At 30.8% G+C, this 17,702-nt stretch carries 16 protein-coding genes; 9 read left to right on the top strand and 7 right to left on the bottom strand.

Going from position 1 to position 17,702, the window contains the following annotated elements; genetic code table 11:
• Positions 1 to 91: 91 nt before the first annotated feature.
• From CLV91_RS00470 to CLV91_RS00460, 3 genes are read right to left on the bottom strand one after another with little or no spacing between them, the layout of a single operon-like run.
• Positions 92 to 2,257 (bottom strand): OmpA family protein, encoded by a 2,166-nt coding sequence (locus tag CLV91_RS00470; RefSeq protein WP_121062893.1) that lies wholly within the window; start codon positions 2,255 to 2,257, stop codon positions 92 to 94.
• Positions 2,258 to 2,265: 8 nt separating this feature from the next.
• Entirely contained in the window at positions 2,266 to 3,207 is a 942-nt protein-coding gene (locus tag CLV91_RS00465) for a PorP/SprF family type IX secretion system membrane protein (protein ID WP_121062891.1), read from the bottom strand.
• 36 nt (positions 3,208 to 3,243) lie between these two features.
• Positions 3,244 to 6,132, bottom strand: coding sequence for a gliding motility-associated C-terminal domain-containing protein (locus tag CLV91_RS00460; protein ID WP_121062888.1), 2,889 nt, complete (start codon positions 6,130 to 6,132; stop codon positions 3,244 to 3,246).
• A 232-nt stretch (positions 6,133 to 6,364) separates the two neighbouring features.
• Between CLV91_RS00460 and CLV91_RS00455 the strand changes: the two genes are divergently transcribed.
• Entirely contained in the window at positions 6,365 to 7,723 is a 1,359-nt protein-coding gene (locus CLV91_RS00455; protein WP_121062886.1) for a UDP-N-acetylmuramate--L-alanine ligase, read from the top strand.
• A 68-nt stretch (positions 7,724 to 7,791) separates the two neighbouring features.
• On the top strand, positions 7,792 to 7,974 hold the full coding sequence (locus CLV91_RS00450; RefSeq protein ID WP_121062884.1) for a hypothetical protein: 183 nt from the start codon (positions 7,792 to 7,794) through the stop codon (positions 7,972 to 7,974).
• Here the strand turns inward: CLV91_RS00450 and CLV91_RS00445 are convergent, their stop codons facing one another.
• Entirely contained in the window at positions 7,975 to 8,418 is a 444-nt protein-coding gene (locus CLV91_RS00445) for a DUF1569 domain-containing protein (protein WP_121062882.1), read from the bottom strand.
• Between the two features lie 61 nt (positions 8,419 to 8,479).
• On the opposite strand from CLV91_RS00445, the gene radC reads away from it, so the two are divergent.
• The 6 genes from radC to CLV91_RS00415 all read left to right on the top strand — a co-directional run bounded on the left by radC (position 8,480) and on the right by CLV91_RS00415 (position 14,134).
• Positions 8,480 to 9,178 (top strand): RadC family protein, encoded by a 699-nt coding sequence (gene radC / locus CLV91_RS00440; protein ID WP_121062880.1) that lies wholly within the window; start codon positions 8,480 to 8,482, stop codon positions 9,176 to 9,178.
• A gap of 69 nt (positions 9,179 to 9,247) precedes the next feature.
• Entirely contained in the window at positions 9,248 to 10,486 is a 1,239-nt protein-coding gene (locus tag CLV91_RS00435) for a DUF7033 domain-containing protein (protein ID WP_394340483.1), read from the top strand.
• The gene (locus tag CLV91_RS00430; RefSeq protein ID WP_121062876.1) at positions 10,479 to 11,168 is read left to right on the top strand and encodes a YjjG family noncanonical pyrimidine nucleotidase; all 690 of its coding nucleotides are present in this window, start codon (positions 10,479 to 10,481) and stop codon (positions 11,166 to 11,168) included. Before CLV91_RS00435 ends, CLV91_RS00430 begins: the two co-directional genes overlap by 8 nt.
• A 59-nt stretch (positions 11,169 to 11,227) precedes the next feature.
• A complete protein-coding gene (locus tag CLV91_RS00425) occupies positions 11,228 to 11,773 on the top strand; it encodes a hypothetical protein (protein WP_121065587.1) in 546 nt (181 codons plus the stop codon).
• 26 nt (positions 11,774 to 11,799) lie between these two features.
• Positions 11,800 to 13,203: a DUF5723 family protein gene (locus tag CLV91_RS00420; RefSeq protein WP_245987110.1), complete on the top strand. Its 1,404-nt coding sequence runs from the start codon at positions 11,800 to 11,802 to the stop codon at positions 13,201 to 13,203.
• A gap of 91 nt (positions 13,204 to 13,294) precedes the next feature.
• Positions 13,295 to 14,134: a hypothetical protein gene (locus CLV91_RS00415; protein WP_121062873.1), complete on the top strand. Its 840-nt coding sequence runs from the start codon at positions 13,295 to 13,297 to the stop codon at positions 14,132 to 14,134.
• Here the strand turns inward: CLV91_RS00415 and CLV91_RS00410 are convergent.
• Positions 14,131 to 15,408 carry a replication-associated recombination protein A gene (locus tag CLV91_RS00410; protein ID WP_121062871.1) on the bottom strand — a complete coding sequence of 426 codons (1,278 nt, stop codon included), beginning with the start codon at positions 15,406 to 15,408 and terminating at the stop codon, positions 14,131 to 14,133. The genes CLV91_RS00415 and CLV91_RS00410 overlap by 4 nt on opposite strands.
• Before the next feature lie 80 nt (positions 15,409 to 15,488).
• Here CLV91_RS00410 and CLV91_RS00405 point away from each other — a divergent pair, with 80 nt between their 5' ends.
• Positions 15,489 to 16,220 carry a rhomboid family intramembrane serine protease gene (locus CLV91_RS00405; protein ID WP_121062869.1) on the top strand — a complete coding sequence of 244 codons (732 nt, stop codon included), beginning with the start codon at positions 15,489 to 15,491 and terminating at the stop codon, positions 16,218 to 16,220.
• Here CLV91_RS00405 and rlmB read toward each other — a convergent pair whose 3' ends face one another.
• A complete protein-coding gene (rlmB, locus tag CLV91_RS00400) occupies positions 16,221 to 16,955 on the bottom strand; it encodes a 23S rRNA (guanosine(2251)-2'-O)-methyltransferase RlmB (RefSeq protein ID WP_121062867.1) in 735 nt (244 codons plus the stop codon).
• Between the two features lie 70 nt (positions 16,956 to 17,025).
• Positions 17,026 to 17,697, bottom strand: coding sequence for a hypothetical protein (locus CLV91_RS00395; protein WP_121062865.1), 672 nt, complete (start codon positions 17,695 to 17,697; stop codon positions 17,026 to 17,028).
• Between the last annotated feature and the right edge of the window lie 5 nt (positions 17,698 to 17,702).

Here is a 17,702-nt window from a genome sequence, read left to right as displayed (position 1 = left end):
AACGTTTTTGCTACCTACTTTTAATAAAAAAAGCTCCTATAAAAACTATTATGTTACTATAGGAGCTTAGGTTTTAAAGAGAAATGTTATGTTATTTCCAGTCTACAATAACAAACTCACATCTACGGTTAATTTCATGTTGTTCTTCGGTGCAGGATTCTTCGGTCTCACATTTTATTTGTGGCATTTTTTCACCATATCCTTTAGCAGATAAGCGTTTTTTAGAAATGCCTTGTCTTATTAAATATTCTACTACAGCATTAGAACGTTTCTGAGAAAGTTTTTTGTTATAATCATCATTACCTCTAATATCGGTGTGTGTGCCAATTTCTAATTGTATACCAGGATTGTCTTTTAAGATTTTAATGATTTTATCTAAGGTTTCTTTACCTTCTAAACGTATGTACCACAAATCATAATCAAAATGAACTTTTGGTTCTGCTTTTATAACAATGCGCTTTCCTTGCCTTACAACAGCAGGTTCATTTTCTATTGCTTTTTCAATACGTTCCTTACGTTCTTTTTCAGCTTTAACTTTGGCCTCTTTTTTACGTTTTTCTTCTTCTTTTTTAATTCTTTCTGCCTCTTCTTTTTTGCGTTTTTCTTCCTTTATACGCTCTTCTTTAGCAAGTTTTTCTAACCTTTCCTCTTCTTCTTTAGCTTTCTGAATTTTTTCATTCTTTTCTTTCTCTATTTGAGCTATAGATTGTAATTCTAAAGAACCATCTTTAACGCTATTACGTTCTTTATCTGTTATAATAATTTTAGAATTGTCTTTATATCCTGTTTTTCTAGCCTTTACGGTATATTGTGCCATACAAGTAACAGTAAATTTAAATTCTGCTTTTTCTGATGCAGTTTGAGACTCTACTAATGTTCCGTCTTCTGTAACTAAATCTACTACAGCAAAAGCAATTGGTTTTTTTGAAGAAACCTCTGTAACAATACCAGCTATAAATTGGGAACAATCTTTAATATCTAAAGGTTTTGTTTCTTCTAATTTATAAATGTCATCACCACCAACGCCTCCTGGTCTGTTGGAAGCAAAGAAGCCCTGATTGTTATTTGAATATATATTAAATGAAAAATCATCATAACCTCCATTAATAGGTTTACCCACATTATTTGGTTTTAGGAAAGTATCACCTTCTTTTTTTGCAACAAAGACATCTAATAATCCAAAACCTGCATGACCATTTGATGAAAAATAAAGGTTGTCTTTGGCGTCTATAAAAGGAAATTGTTCTTTCTTATTTGTATTTATTGTAGCTCCTAAATTTTTAGGTTCTCCAAATTCTCCATTTGCATTTAAAGAAACAGAATACAAGTCTAAAGAACCAAAACCACCAGATTTATCTGATGCAAAATACATAACAGTTTCACTTGCATTTAATGCAGGGTGTTCTGTAGAAAAATCATCTCCGTTAAATGGTAATTCTTCTATATTTTCCCATGAGCCATCTACTAGTTCTGCTTTGTAAATTTTTAATCTAGATATTTTTTTGCCATCTGTTTTCTTTTTCCCTTTAAGGAAGTTATTACGTGTAAAGTAAATGGTTTTTCTATCTTTTGTTATCGCAAAAGTTGCTTCATGCATTTTTGTGTTAATAGAAGAGGAAAGACTTGTACTAACGCTATCGCCAAGAGTAATTTGGCTCATTGGGTGTTTGTACATATCTAAATAGTTTTCACTATTCCATCTATACCGTTTGTTTAATCCTGGGATTGCTTTTTTCTTAGATGCAGCATATATTATACTGCTATCTACTCTAGTTGCTCCAAATTCAGATTTCACAGTATTTAGAGGCAAATTTTCTAATTTAAAACGTTCTCCAATAGCATCTACGTTTTCTAAATGCCTTAAATCTTCCTTTAACGAAGCAACTTTTTCTTTGTTTTCTTGACTTGTATAATAATCCATTAGAACTTCTAATGCTTCTTCATATTCGCCAACTGCTTTTAAAGTTTGGCTGTATTTAAAGAAATAACTTTCGTCTAAATTTTCTCCATAAACAGAAGTTAAATAAGAATACCATTTTGCTGCTCTTGGCAGTTGGTAGGTATTGTAATAACTGTCTGCTAAGTTTTTTACAACTTTAGAACTTTTATTAGTTTTTGCAATTTCTTCATATAAAGGAATAGCATCGGTATAAAAAGCTCTTTCAAAATACATGTTTGCTCGCTTTAATTCTTCTTGAGCAAATGAAACGGTCTGTAAAAGGCCTGTAAATAGTATAAATAGGAATATTTTTTTCATAGTATAGTTTAGTAAAATCTTGGAGATTTATCATATCCTCTTTGTAGACCTAGTAAATCTAAATCAAACAAAAGGAAAATTTCATGAGAACCAGCACTAAAATCACTTAGATTAGATAAGGTGTAATCATAGGCATAACCAGCTTTTAAACCAGGTAATATTTTCATATTAAACATTGCATTTATAGCATCTTCTAATCTATAAGATATTCCTGCTTCAAATTTATTATGAATTAAAGTATTTAAAGAAACATCAAAAGTAATAGGAGCACCTTTTACCATTTTTGCTAAGAAAGATGGTTTAAGCTTAATATTGTTGTTTAAATCATATACATAACCAGCAGTTGCAAAAAGGTGCATTTTTTCGGAACCTACAGTACTAATACCATTTTGATTGTCTACATGCTTAGAATTTAAAAAATTAGGAATTGATAAACCAGCATAGAGTTTGTCTCTATGATAGAAAGCTCCAAACCCAACATTAGGAAATGTGCTATTCATGTTTTCACTAAAAGCAGAATCATCTTGTGTTTCTGGTAACATAAAACCATTAAAGTTGGTGTTAAAATTTGTAATACCTGCTTTAAGTCCTAAAGCTAATCTACTTTGATCGTCTAACTTTAGACTATAAGCAAAATCTGCAAAAACGTTATTTTCTTTTAAAGCACCATCACCAATTTCATCTTTAATAAAAGAGATACCGGCTTCTACTTTTTCTGTAATTGCAGCATGCGCAAAAAAGGTTAGTGTTTTTGGAGACCCTACAGCAGAGGCCCATTGGCTTCTGTATAAAGTTCCAAAGTTTACTACGTTAAGATTATTGGTTGTATAAGCAGGGTTTATTACACTCATATTATACATGTACTGGGTATATTGTGGGTCTTGTTGCGCAACTACAAAAGAGGATTGTAGAAGTAACAGAAAGAAAAAATATAGAAATGTTTTTTTCATTATTATTTTATTAATGATAGTTGGTTGGTGTATGGTTTATCTATTAAGGTATAAGTCTCCTTGAATTGGATTATAGCCTTCTTTATTATAGTTTATTATGTAAAAATAAACTCCGTTTGGCGCAATACTACTTTTGTTATTAGTGCCATCCCAAGCAGGGTTATTTATATCTCCTTTAAACATGCTACTACCATATCTGTTAAGTATTTCTAGAGTAAAATCTGGAAATATAATTTCTATGTTTGGAATAAAGAATAAGTCGTTTTTACCATCTCCGTTAGGCGAAAATGCATCTGGAATAAAGAAGTTGTATGCATCTGGTTCACAATTACTAAGAAGTATTGTTACAGCTATTCTTTGCGGATTAATACAACCGGTTATTGGGTTGTAACTTTCTGCATAGTACATTTCATTTGCGACTAAGGGAGTGCTACTATCTAATGGTGTTGTACTTTCTGCATTAATAAACCAGCGAGTTTCGTAAGAATTAGAGTTTTCTAAAACTGCTAAATTAGTTACAGTTGGGTTGTCTAAACCACATAAACTTAATGTTGTAAACTCTAGAGTAGCCGGTTCTAGTTCATGTATTATTGGTGTAACTTCTACACGGTCTGTACTATGACAACCATTAGTGTTTTCAGAACTTGCAAAGTAGCTGGTTCCGTTTTCTAAAATAGTGTTTTGATCAAGTAAGTTACCACCAGTTAAAGCATCATACCAAACTGTAGTATCTCCGTTAGGAACATTTACACTAAGGTTACTTACTGTAGCATTATCTGCAGCACAAAATTCTGGGTTAGATTCTGTAACGGTAGGTCCTTCCGGATTAGTTAACATAGTAACTACTTGTACTCTGTTGGATCCTTCACAATTATTATTTAAATCGGTATTAGAAATAAAATAATCTTCTCCGTTTACAAGAGCTGTTGTTATTGGTAGTATAGAAGTATCTGTAGCGGTGCTATAAAAAAGAATAGTTCCTGTAGCTGTAACACTAATATCTTCTAATGTTGGACCAGAATTAGCGTAATTATTTAAACAAAAGGTTTGTAAGGCATCTACAACTGGAGCATCTGGTACGCCACCTCTTGCAAAATTTTCTTGCAATTCAAAATCAAACTCAATCCTACACGGAGTTGTGTCATTTTGAGAGCTTCGTACACTAACCGTATAATTTCCTTGCGCAAACCCAGCAACATCTATTTGATAACTAGCAGTACCTCCAGAAAAGTTTATACTGTTTTGCGTTAGTACATTATTTGATAATTGATCTATAACATCATAAGTTATAGAATATGTTCCATTTGTTAGTGTTGGGGCATCAATAAGAACATCAATTAAAGTTGCATCACAATTATTATCTACAACTAAATCTAATTGTATTTCTGATGGAGTAGGGGTAATAGAACTACTAGAGCTTATAGTACAACCTAAATCTAAGCCTCCAACTATCTCAAAATTAAAATCATAATCACCACCTTCTACAAAATTAGTTCCTGGTATTGTAAGAGATGCAGCGCCATTTGTAAAATTAACTGCGGACTCGGATAGGTTTGTAACTATACCACTAGGGTTCGTAATACTGTAGTTTATTGTGTGGTTTTGGTTGGATAATACCTCTGTAGTATCAAAAATATTGATAAAATCTACAGTTACATCGGTATTAACACATTTGTTAGTACTTGATGCAGATGGATTTGTAATAAGAAAATCTACAGAAGGAACTAGTATGCTAGGACAAACAACTTGACTAGGAGATGTGCCTTCAATACTAGTAATGTTTAGTGTTACGGTACTATTGGTTGGAGCTGTGCTTTTCTCAATATTAAAAGAGCCAACGCCATCTGTTAAAATTGCAGTAACAGTTTCTGTTTGTGTAACTCCGCTTAATCTATACGTAATATCGTAGGTTCCATTATATAAATACGTATCATCATACGATAAAGAAACTGGATATGTATCTTGAGAAACACAATAGTTATCTACATCTAAAGTACCTATGAGAGTAGGTAGTATAGTTATGCTAACTATAGTAGAAGATTCTTGACATACAGGATGATAAGGCGTAGGATAAACTAAATAAGTAAAAGAATATTCGCCAACACCAAAGTCGTTATATATTTGCTGAATATCTATAATATTATCCGATAGATCACTTAATTGGTTAGTACCACTATTATCAGACCAAGTACCTTCGGAGTCTTCATCGGTAAGTAAATCATTAAGATTTACATTCGTGTAGATAGAAAAATCTTCATTGTTACAAATAACAAGGCCTTGACTTTCGCCAGATCTAGCTCTTGGGTGTACTTTTAAAATTATCGTAGAAATACTTTCTGGACAACCACCTACTGGAGCTACGGTATACGTAAAGGTATAATTTCCGGGTCCGGCTTCTTCAGCATTAAACAAATTGTTATTTAAATAACCAGTAAAAGTAGAAGGGTCTTCTTCCCAAAGACCATTAACATCTGGTAGTATATCATTTATTTGATCTCCAAGAAATCTGTTTAAATCAACACCAGCATCGTCACTACAAGCATTTGCATCTCCTTCTATATTATCTTCGCCAGAATATCCTCCTAAGTCTATAGTAACTGTGGCAGAATCTCCACAAAGGTTATTAGTATATGTAAAAACATGTGTGCCTGCATAATGTATTCTCCAAAGATTAAGAATACCTGTGTTTTCTTGTAGGGCAAAATATACTGCTGGATCATTAGTGCTCCAAGTACCTCCTGGTAATTCTCCTATTAAGGCATCGTTTAAATCGTAAGATTGGTTGTTCGTGTCGGAGTATTTGTCACAAATAGTAACGGTAGTGTCTGTCCCTGCGCATTGTGCGTATGACGCTACTGAAAAATTTAGTAGACAAAGAAAGATAAACCATTTATAATAAATAGTTTTGTGGCTTTGATTGGTCATTTGGTAATAGTATGGTTATTTAATATTGAAAAACGCAATTTAGTAGGATATACTATTTAGTCACTTGTTTTTGTTGTATAACCTTACAAAAGAGTTGTTAAATAAGAGAGGAATATGGTTGTGCATCTTTAAAAAAGTGCGTTTCATCGATAATTATCTGTTATTATTAGGTTAGAATAGCCTTGACGTACTTAAGAGCTTTACTTATCTTTACAGCTTAATTCCCTTTTTTATGCATATTCATTTTATAGCAATTGGCGGTAGCGCCATGCACAATTTAGCGTTAGCACTTCAACATAAAGGATATAACGTCTCGGGTAGTGATGACGTTATTTTTGAACCTTCTAAATCAAGGCTTTCTTCTAAAGGTTTATTGCCAGAGTCTTTTGGCTGGTTTCCAGAGAAAATACATGAAGGCTTAGATGCTGTGATTTTAGGAATGCATGCAAAAGCAGACAATTTAGAGCTTTTAAAGGCCAAAGAATTAGGGATTACTATTTATTCTTACCCAGAATTTTTATATGAACAATCTAAGAATAAAACTCGTGTGGTTATAGGTGGTAGTCATGGTAAAACAACTATTACATCTATGATTTTGCATGTGTTAAACTATCATGATATTAGTGTAGATTACATGGTTGGTGCCCAATTAGAAGGGTTTGATAGAATGGTGCATTTAACAGAAGAGAATGATTTTATTGTATTAGAAGGCGATGAATATTTGTCTTCCCCCATAGATAGGAGACCTAAGTTTCATTTGTATAAACCTAATATAGCACTGTTAAGTGGTATTGCGTGGGATCATATTAATGTTTTTCCTACCTATGAAAATTATGTAGAGCAGTTTAAAATATTTGTAGACAGTATAGTTAAAGGAGGCAGCATAACATATAATATAGAAGATGCCGAAGTTAAAAATGTGGTAGAGCAATCCGAAAATTCTATTCGTAAACTAGGGTATAGTACACCAGAATATACTGTTGTAGACGGACAAACATTATTAGATACTCCAGAAGGACAAATGCCAATAGAAGTATTTGGGAAACATAACCTTAGTAATTTAGCAGGGGCAAAATGGATTTGCCAAAACATGGGAGTAGATGAGGATGACTTCTATGAAGCAATAGGCACTTTTAAAGGGGCTTCTAAAAGATTAGAGAAAATAGCAGAGAGAACTAACGCTGTTGCGTATAAAGATTTTGCTCACTCACCAAGTAAAGTTGCTGCAACTACAAAAGCAGTAAAAGAACAGTATCCAAACAGAAAGGTAATTGCATGTTTAGAATTGCATACCTACAGTAGTTTTAATCCTGAATTTTTAAAGGAGTATAAAGGGGCTTTAGATGCCGCAGATGAAGCTATTGTTTTTTACTTACCAGAATCTGTGAAAATTAAAAAGCTAAAAGAAGTAACAAAAGAGCAAATTTCGGAAGCGTTTAAGAGAGATGACCTTAACATACAAACTAATGCTGCTAGTTTTAAGGAGTTTGTTTTTAATAAGAATTATGATAATTCTGTTCTGCTTTTAATGAGCTCTGGAAATTACGGAGGGTTAGATTTTGAAGAAGTTAAAGGTCTTGTAAGTGGTTGATAATTAAATATTTCGGTTATTTTGTCAGTTTTTGTTAAGATGGATTGTTTCTTGCTATTATTCTTAGCATGAAATACGTACTTAGCATATATAAACAAATCGTCTTTTTTATAAAAAGAAGAGTATCTATATTTCTAGTAGCTTTTATGCTAGGTATGTCTAATGTTATTTTAGAAGAAACAAGAATGATAAATGATACTCGTGCAGAAATAGAGTTGCAAGAAGTTCAGGACAAAGATTTTAAAAAATAATTAAACACCAAATTGTTTTAAGTGGTGGTCTAAATGTTTATATTCCATTTTTCCCCATTGGTCATGAGTTAATACTCCGAAAACGGGATGAGAATGCCATTTTTCTCTAGCTTTTAAAGCATAAAATTCTATTACAAGTTCTTTTAATTTTTCTATTTCGGTAGTTATATCTTTTTCTTCTTTAGTTTTTAATGCAGGAGCTGTTGGTAAACTTTTTCGCCAAGGTTTATCATTATACATAGATTTTTTAACAAAGAGTCTAATAATAAAGTTTGCTTTCTTATCAGATTCTTTATTCTTAATAGCAATTTTTAAAGGGTATTGGCAATGCCATGCCATTTGGCCTAAAGACATTTTTCCCCATTGTCTTTGAGAATTATCCTTTAAATTGTTTATTCTATTTATTACTTCCTTGTAAGCTTCTTCGTTAAATAAAGATTTCATAGCACTATTTTATTACAATGGAAATTTACATATAAATTTTTAAGTTTACTATCTTTAAACCATGCAAGAAAAAGTAAGTTCACTTTCTATTAAGCATTGGTCAGATGATGATAAACCTAGAGAGAAATTATTTAACAAAGGAAAATCGGTCTTATCCGATGCCGAATTAATAGCAATTCTAATAGGCTCAGGAAACAGAGATGAAAGTGCGGTAGAATTATCTAAAAGAATTTTAGCATCTGTAAATCATAATTTAAATGAGTTAGGTAAATTATCTATTAAGCAATTAACACAATTTAAAGGAATAGGAGATGCAAAAGCAATTTCTATAATTGCAGCTCTAGAAATAGGGAAAAGAAGAGGAGGAGAAGAAGCAAGAACCATTGTAAAAATAACAAGTAGCAAAATTGGTTTTAATATAATGCAGCCTATTTTAGGAGAATTGCCCCATGAAGAATTTTGGATTATTTATTTAAATAATGCCAATACCGTATTACATAAAAGACAACTTAGTAAAGGCGGTATAACAGGTACTTTAGTAGATGTTAGATTAGTTATGAAACAGGCTTTAGAATATGGGGCTGTAGCTTTAATATTAGTGCACAACCATCCTTCTGGCACATTAAGGCCAAGTCAAGCCGATAAGCAAATTACTCAGAAATTAAAATTAGCAGGAGAATCTTTAGATATAAAAGTCTTAGATCATTTAATAATTACTGAAAAAGATTATTTTAGTTTTGCAGATGAAAGCATTCTATAATTTTTAGAGCCTATGTTATTAATATATACACATAAAATTACACCGCGATTTAGTTATATTATGCGGCATATGTTTACTAAGGTTCTAGGCATAAAAATTATACTTACAACAACGGTAGAAGATTTTATAAAGCATACCGGTCCTAAAATAACCTACACGAAACAACCTTTACAGAACGAGTTTTTTGTACGTAGTAATGATTTACTTTTTGAGCAAGGAATAAATGCTATAGATATTTCTATTAATGATTGGGATGGAGTACCAGCTTTTTTTGCAACAGGAGAGCGTAGTAGTATACCTTTTGATATTTTTTCGGCAAGTTTTTATTTGTTAAGTAGATATGAGGAATATTTACCGCATGTTAAAGATATGCATGGTAGGTTTCCTCCCAAAGAGAGTATAGCCTATCAAAATAATTTTTTACAAATTCCTTTAGTAGATTTATGGGCTTTAAAGTTGTTAGATGCACTTAAAGAAAAATTTCCAGATGTAGCGGCAGTAAAAAGAAAGTATAATTTTACTTCTATTATAGATGTTACTTCTTCACATTGTTATGCGTATAGAGGAATTGTAAGAGGTATTTCAGGGTTTTTATTAGATCTGGTTTATTTTAGATTAAAAAGAATTGCGCAAAGAGTTGCCGTTTTATTTAACCCAAGTAAAGACCCTTATAACAACTACCAATACTTAATAAATTTGCATAAAAAGTACCGCATAAAAAGTATGTTCTTTTTTCAGTTTGCATCCTATTCTACCTATGATAAAAATGTGTCTACTAACAATAATAAATTTAAATTTTTAATAAAATCGGTTGCAGATTATAGTTTAGTATCACTAGCTACATCATATAGTTCTTTTGGTAATGTAGCATTAATAAAAAAAGAGAAAAAAGAATTATCAAGTGTTATTAATAGGCCTATAAACTATTCTAGAATACGGTATAATAGAGTAGATATTCCAGAGACCTATAGGAATTTAGTGGAAGCAGAATTTACAGATGATTACACTATGGGCTATACCTCAGAAATTGGTTTTAGAGCAGGTACTTGTACTCCTTTTTATTTTTATGATATACCACTGGAAATACAACAGCCAATAAAAATACACCCGTTTGCAATACATGATTATGCTTTAACAAAAGAAAAGAGTGTAAAAGATATTTTATCAAAAGTTACGGTAATAAAGTCTCGAGTAAATGAAGTTAATGGTAGTTTTAATGCCATTTTTTCAAATGAACTATTAGGTGGAGATTCTAAAATAAATTGGTTAAAAATTTATACTGAAATTATAAAAAGTAGTAATGTTTAAAGAAGTGGTTACGGATGTTTTTTTTGATTTAGATCATACCCTATGGGATTTTGAAAAGAACTCTGCAATTACATTTAATAAAATTCTTCTGGATAATAAAGTAGATATTAAGCTAGAAGATTTTTTAAAAGTTTATATCCCTATAAATTTAGAGTATTGGAAATTATTTAGAGAAGAGAAAATAACAAAAGAAGAACTTAGATTTTTTAGATTAAAAAAAGTTTTTGATACTTTAGAGTATAAAGTACAAGATCAACTTGTACATAAACTGTCAGACGATTATATAGACCATTTATCTTCTTTTAATCATTTATTTACTAACGCAATAGAAATACTAGATTATTTAAAACCAAACTACCAATTACATATAATTACCAATGGTTTTCAGGCTGTACAAGAAAGAAAATTAAAGAACTCTAACATTCGAGAATACTTTTCTAATGTTGTAGATTCTGAGATGGCGGGTGTAAAAAAGCCAAATCCAGAAATTTTTAAATTGGCTTTGTGTAAAGCAAATACAACACCCAGAAAATCTATAATGATAGGGGATAGTATAGAGGCCGATATTTTAGGAGCAAAAGCGGTTGGTTTTCATACACTTCATTTTAATGCGCATAATGAGGAAAGGCATGATTATTGTGATATGATTCATGATTTAAATGAAATAAAAAAATATTTATAGAGTTATAAATATAGATGCCATTTTATGCATTTTTTTTATCCTTAACAATTTGTGCTATTATGAAAAAGTTAGGTATATTTTTATCGCTTATAACACTTCTGTTATGTGTGGTTTCTTGTATAGAAGACCAAGACTTTGATCAATATAAAGATTTGAGTGTTGTTCCAGTTTTTGAAAGTAGTATCCTGTACCTTGAATCTACTGAAGATGTTATAAATAATGTGCCTCCTGGACCATTTTATTCCCAAGATTTTAGTTTTAATGCTTTTTCTGAAGCTGTTTTTTCAGATAGAGTATTAGATGGTGTAATTACGTATGAAATAGAGAATACAACAAGTAAACCATTATCCTTAACCTTAGAATTTTTGAATGACGCTGATGAGGTTCTAGATTCAGAATCTTTTGATATAGACGCTAGTCCATCTGGTACGCTACAAAGAGATGTTGTTTATGGTAATACGGGAAAAAGCTTAGATATAATAAAAAATACCTCTAAAATTAGAGTTGTTGCAGTTAATAATGGAGATAATACAAGTACTTCTACTATTTCTCCTCCATTGGTAGTATTAAAATCTAGTGGAAAATTTAGTGTTCGTGTAAAATGAGAAAATATAGTTTAATTTTTATTCTCATGGTATTTGTATGCCGTTTTGTTTCTGGACAAAACAAGCAGCTGTTATATGATTTTTCAGAAATTCCGCAATCTTTATTAATAAACCCAGGAACAGAAACAGACTTTCAATGGTATTCAGGAGTTCCTTTACTTTCAGGAATTTCATTTCAAGCTGGTTCTTCAGGAATATCTGTAAATGACCTTTTTGCAAATGATGGAATAGATTTTAATGACAAAGTAAGAGACCGCTTAATTAATGGCATGAGCCCTAAAGATGATTTAAGTGGCACCTATCAAATAGAATTAATAAATATAGGATATAGAGGTTCTGAAACAGATAATTTTTATTCTTTTGGAATTTATAATGAAGGAGATGCTATTGGTTATTGGTTTAAAGATTATGCTAAACTAGGTTTTGAAGGTAATGCAGATAATTTAAATAATAGATTTAATTTAGGTCATTTAAAAACTAGAGGAGAAATTTTAAATGTTTTTCATTTTGGAGTTACAAAAGAGATAGATAATAAATTAACTTTTGGGATAAGAGGTAAGTTATATTCTGGAATCTTAGATTTTACGTCCACAAAAAACAAAGGATATTTTGTAACTACTGAGGGGCAGAATAACCTGTTAGCTAATACGATAAGTGCAGATTTAGAATTAAAGTCTTCTGGGATAATAACTTTAGATCATGTTATGGATGGCGATAGCTCTGCAGGAGACATGATAAAAAGAGGTTTTTTTGGCGGCGATTTAGGTCTAGGAGTAGATTTAGGATTTACCTACCATTTAAATGAACAGACTCTAATAACAGGTAGCATATTAGACTTAGGTTTTCTATATCATAGTAATGATGTGTTAAGTTATTCTTTAAGAGGAAATGCAACTGTAGAAGGAGTAGAGATTATATTACCAGATGCTATAAATGACCCTAACGCAGATTTTTGGCAAGATTTAGTAGATGAGGTAGAGGGTTTAGTTCCGTTCGAAGAAAATAGAAAAAGCTATTTAACTTTTAGACCAACAAAATTATATGGTTCTTTACGATATAATTTTGGAGAAACCGTACAATCAAAAGGAAGATTAGATTGCGATTGTAACGTTTCAGGTGGTAAATCTAATCGAGCAAAATATACTAATGGAGTAGGAGGTCAACTTTATGTTATTAATAGACCAAGAGGACCGCAGGCAGCTTTATCTGCGTTTTATCAAAGATGTTTTGGAAACATAATGGCAGTAAAAACAACCTATACTATAGATAAATATTCTTATTCTAATGTTGGGCTAGGTTTAAACTTACAAGCAGGTCCAATAAATATGTATTTCATGGCAGATAATTTATTAGCTTATAGAAATATTGCTGCTAGTAATTACGCTTCTTTTCAGTTAGGAATTAATATCATATCTTGGGGTAAAAATTGATATAAATGTTAAAGGATTAAAATTTTAGTCTTCATATGCCCAAATTTGGCACATTTATTTCATATTACTAATAACTCTAAAGAATTTTATTTTGAAATATTTTATTTTATTTGCTGCGTTTACAATTAGTTTTTCTTCTATGGCACAATCCGTTTTTGATGATTATAAATATATAGTAGTGCCAAAAAGGTTTGCTAGTTTTAAGAAAGAAAACCAGTATCAAACTAGTACATTGGTGAAACATTTACTCACAGAAAATGGTTTTACAGCGGTTTATGAAGATGCTCTTCCAGAAGATCTTTTAATAAATAGATGTATGGGGTTATATGTAAAATTAAATGATAACTCTTCTATGTTTAGTACAAAAGCCAGTGTTTCTTTTGAAGATTGTAGTTCCAAAGAAATATATATAACAGAGGAAGGGAAAAGTAAAGAAAAAGAATATAAGCTGTCTTTTTCCGAAGCTATAAGAAAAGCAATGAAATCTTTAGAAGTTGTTAATTATACGTATAAAGAACCAGTTAATGAGCCTATAAAAGTTAGTTATAAAAACGATGTAAAAAAGATTGGTAATACTGCTCAAGAATCTACTAGTAAAGTACAAAAAACACAAGTTGTACAGCAAGAGGCAACTAAAGAGGTGCAAAGTTATAAGAGTGTTGCGCCAGTAAAATCTAATTTCAAAAAGGCAGTAAAAAACATTGTTCCTCTTGAATTTAATTCAGAAGAGGTATTATATGCTCAAGAAATAACAAATGGCTATCAGTTAGTAGATAGTACTCCAAAAGTTCGTTTAAAGGTATATAAAACCTCTGTAAAAGATGTGTACTTAGCTACTAGTGGAATTATTTATGGTAAAGAAGGTAAGTGGTACTATGAGTATTATACCAATGATGTTTTAACTACAAAAGAATTAAATATTAAATTCTAAAAGTTATACTTGTCTTTCCACCTATTTTTTAAAAAATCTTTGAGGGCATTTTCTCTTTGGTTATTTCCTGGAGTATAAAAACTAGTGCCTGATATTTCATTTGGTAAAAATTCTGCCATCACAAAGTTATTTTCATAGCTGTGTGCATATTTGTAATCTTTACCGTAACCAATATCTTTCATTAGTTTAGTTGGAGCATTTCTTAAATCTAAAGGAACAGATAAATCTCCTGTTTGTTTTACTAATTGTTGCGCTTTTCCTATAGCAGCATAACTTGCATTACTTTTGGCAGAAGTTGCTAAGTATATAGCACATTGACTAAGGATTATCCTTGCTTCTGGGTATCCAATAGTAGTAACTGCTTGGAAGCAATTATTAGCAATTACTAAAGCAGTAGGATTTGCTAAGCCAATATCTTCAGAGGCAGAAATTAGTAACCGCCTTGCAATAAACTTTACATCTTCCCCGCCTTCAATCATTCTTGCTAACCAGTATACTGCTCCATTAGGGTCACTTCCTCTAATAGATTTTATAAAAGCAGAAATAATATCATAATGTTGTTCTCCTGTTTTATCATATAAAACAGTATTTTTTTGAACTTTACTCATTACTAAATCATTAGTAATTTCAATATTTTCTCCTTCTTCAGAATTTACAACAAGCTCAAAAATATTTAAAAGTTTTCGGCCATCTCCAGCAGATAAGCGCATAAGAGCTTCTGTTTCTTTTAAATTAATCTTCTTTGTTTGTAGTACAGAATCTTCTTTTATGGCTCTAACTAATAAAGCCTCTAAATCATTTTTATCAAAAGCATTAAGAATATAAACTTGACATCTAGATAAAAGTGCCGGAATTACTTCAAAACTAGGGTTTTCTGTAGTAGCTCCAATTAATGTAACCCATCCTTTTTCTACGGCAGCCAATAAAGAATCTTGTTGCGATTTACTAAAGCGGTGAATCTCGTCTATAAATAAAATCGGGTTTTTAGCTGTAAATAAGCCTCCAGATTGTTTTGCCTTATCAATAACTTCTCTAATATCCTTTACACCGCTATTAATAGCACTCAGCGTATAAAAAGGACGTTTGCTTTCTTCAGCAATAATGTTTGCTAAAGTTGTTTTTCCTGTCCCAGGAGGCCCCCAAAGGATTAAAGAAGGGATAAGTCCTTTTTTAATTTGATTAGTTAAAGATCCTTTTTCACCTACCAAATGGTTTTGACTTATATAGTCTTCTAAGTTTTTTGGACGTACTCTTTCTGCAAGTGGCTCATTCATCCCATAAAAGTAAAACAAAAAATAAGATGACAATCTTACAGATTTTATTAATTTGGATAATTTGTTGTAGTATAGTTTATATGTCTGAAAATAATTATTTTAAATTATCTAATAAAGTTGTTATAGCTCCATTGGTGGCTGTAATTAGTATTTGGTTCGTGTATTGGTTAGAGTTAGTATTAGAAACTAATTTTAATCAATTTGGTATTTATCCAAGAACTTTAGTTGGTTTAAGAGGGGTTTTATTAAGCCCATTTATTCATGGTTCATTAGAACATTTATATAATAATACAATACCGTTAGCTATATTAATTACAGCATTATTTTACTTTTATAATAAAGTAGCGCTGCGGGTACTAGTTATAGGTACTATAACTTCTGGACTATTAACTTGGATTATAGCAAGAAGTTCTTATCATATTGGCGCTAGTAGTGTAATTTATCTACTGGCAAGTTTTATTTTTTTTAAAGGTATTTTTACTAAATATTATAGACTAGTTGCTTTGTCCCTTATAGTAGTTTTTGTTTATGGTAGTATGTTGTGGTATTTATTTCCAATAAAAGACGGTATATCATGGGAAGGGCATTTAGGTGGTTTTTTAGCTGGATTGTTTTTGGCAATTGTATTAAAAGCTAAAACCCCTGCTCCAAAAAAGTATGTTTGGGAGCAGGAGGATTTTAAAGAAGAGGAAGACCCCTTTTTGCAACAATTTGATGAAAATGGTAATTTTGTAGAACTAGAGAGTGAAGAAATTAATGAGGAAATAAAAATAAATTATCACTTTAAAGAAAATACAAATAAAGAAGATTAATTATCTTCTTTGGCGTACCGCCTCGTATAAAAATACTGCACAAGCAACAGAAACATTTAGAGATTCTATTTCGCCCAATAAAGGTAATTTAGCAGTATAATTAGATGCTTTTAGTATAGATGGAGAAATTCCTCTGTCTTCTGCACCCATTATTATCGCAATAGAATCTTTAAAATTAACATCATAAATAGTGTTATCTGTTTTCTCTGTAGCAGAAACAACTTTTATTCCAGATGCTTGTAAATAAAATACCGCATCTTTTATATGGTCTACTTTGGCAATAGGGACTTTAAAAGCAGCTCCTGCGGAAGTTTTTATAGTATCTGCTGTTACTGGTGCTGCACCTTTTTTTTGTATAATAATACCATCTACACCTGTACATTCTGCAGTTCTTATTATTGCACCAAAATTACGAACATCAGATAATTGATCTAAAAGTAGGAATAGGGCAGGAGTTTCTTTCTTTTCCGTTTTTTCTAATAATTCCTCAATAGAATAAAAAGTAATAGGAGAAATATTTGCAACAGCTCCTTGATGGTTGTTTTTTGTGAGACGATTTAACTTTTCTATTGGAACGTAAGAGGAGTTAATTCCATTTTTACGAATTAAACTTTCTAGTTCTCTATATAAATCACCTTTAAGACCTTTTTGTAAGAAAACCTTATCAATTGTACTTTCAGATTCTATTGCTTCTATTATGGCTCTTATACCATATATATGGGTTTCTTTTTGCATGACGTAAAGGTATAAAAAAACCACTCTGTAAAAGAGTGGTTTTACTATTATATGAATAGTATTTAATTAGTTATGAATCTTGAATTATTTTTGACAAATCACTTAAATTTTTAATCTTAAATTTTTTATATTCTTTTTGTTTTTTTTGAGATGTATTTAATAACTCAAATAATTTATTTTTTGACTTTGGTAATTTAATTGTTCTCCCATCATTAAATAAAATATACTCAGAATCTTTAAGAACAATTTTTCTTTCAAATAAACCAAGTGTTTGTGTTTGTGTCTGCATTACAGAAGCTTCATATATTTTAATTAGTCGTACATTTTTACCAACTGCTAGTTCTTCATGATAAGATGTTAAAGAATTTCCTAATTTAAAAATTTGACTTCCTCTTCTAATTTGTATTACAGATTTAGGATTTAAAATATATTTTTCATTTTTTATAACTATTTCAAACTGATCTAAAACAGGATTATAATTTCCTTTAATATGATATGTTTCTTCTTTTTTTAATTTTACTGTTATATAAATATCGGACCAATCAGAAAATAAATAGGGAGATCCTTTAATATCCTCATTTACACCATTATTGTATACATCATCAACTTTTTGAATCGCAAAAAAGTCAAGATTGTTGCTAAATACACCATTTACTGAAGATGGTACTCTAGATTGGCTAAATATTGTGATTGTATATAATAGACTAAAGTATATTAGAATACCTGTTTTTTTTATTTTCATTTTTT

It is taken from the genome of Maribacter vaceletii (assembly GCF_003634105.1).
Lineage (GTDB): Bacteria > Bacteroidota > Bacteroidia > Flavobacteriales > Flavobacteriaceae > Maribacter_B > Maribacter_B vaceletii.
This window is presented reverse-complemented; position numbering and strand designations above follow the sequence as displayed.

Coding starts and splice junctions, on each gene's coding strand:
- CLV91_RS00445 (WP_121062882.1), bottom strand. CDS start 8,418: ATGAAATCTTTATTTAACGAAGAAGCTTACAAGGAAGTAATAAATAGA.
- CLV91_RS00460 (WP_121062888.1), bottom strand. CDS start 6,132: ATGACCAATCAAAGCCACAAAACTATTTATTATAAATGGTTTATCTTT.
- CLV91_RS00430 (WP_121062876.1), top strand. CDS start 10,479: ATGTTTAAAGAAGTGGTTACGGATGTTTTTTTTGATTTAGATCATACC.
- CLV91_RS00405 (WP_121062869.1), top strand. CDS start 15,489: ATGTCTGAAAATAATTATTTTAAATTATCTAATAAAGTTGTTATAGCT.
- CLV91_RS00455 (WP_121062886.1), top strand. CDS start 6,365: ATGCATATTCATTTTATAGCAATTGGCGGTAGCGCCATGCACAATTTA.
- CLV91_RS00410 (WP_121062871.1), bottom strand. CDS start 15,408: ATGAATGAGCCACTTGCAGAAAGAGTACGTCCAAAAAACTTAGAAGAC.
- CLV91_RS00420 (WP_245987110.1), top strand. CDS start 11,800: ATGGTATTTGTATGCCGTTTTGTTTCTGGACAAAACAAGCAGCTGTTA.
- radC (WP_121062880.1), top strand. CDS start 8,480: ATGCAAGAAAAAGTAAGTTCACTTTCTATTAAGCATTGGTCAGATGAT.
- CLV91_RS00425 (WP_121065587.1), top strand. CDS start 11,228: ATGAAAAAGTTAGGTATATTTTTATCGCTTATAACACTTCTGTTATGT.
- CLV91_RS00435 (WP_394340483.1), top strand. CDS start 9,248: ATGTTTACTAAGGTTCTAGGCATAAAAATTATACTTACAACAACGGTA.
- CLV91_RS00450 (WP_121062884.1), top strand. CDS start 7,792: ATGAAATACGTACTTAGCATATATAAACAAATCGTCTTTTTTATAAAA.
- CLV91_RS00395 (WP_121062865.1), bottom strand. CDS start 17,697: ATGAAAATAAAAAAAACAGGTATTCTAATATACTTTAGTCTATTATAT.
- rlmB (WP_121062867.1), bottom strand. CDS start 16,955: ATGCAAAAAGAAACCCATATATATGGTATAAGAGCCATAATAGAAGCA.
- CLV91_RS00465 (WP_121062891.1), bottom strand. CDS start 3,207: ATGAAAAAAACATTTCTATATTTTTTCTTTCTGTTACTTCTACAATCC.
- CLV91_RS00470 (WP_121062893.1), bottom strand. CDS start 2,257: ATGAAAAAAATATTCCTATTTATACTATTTACAGGCCTTTTACAGACC.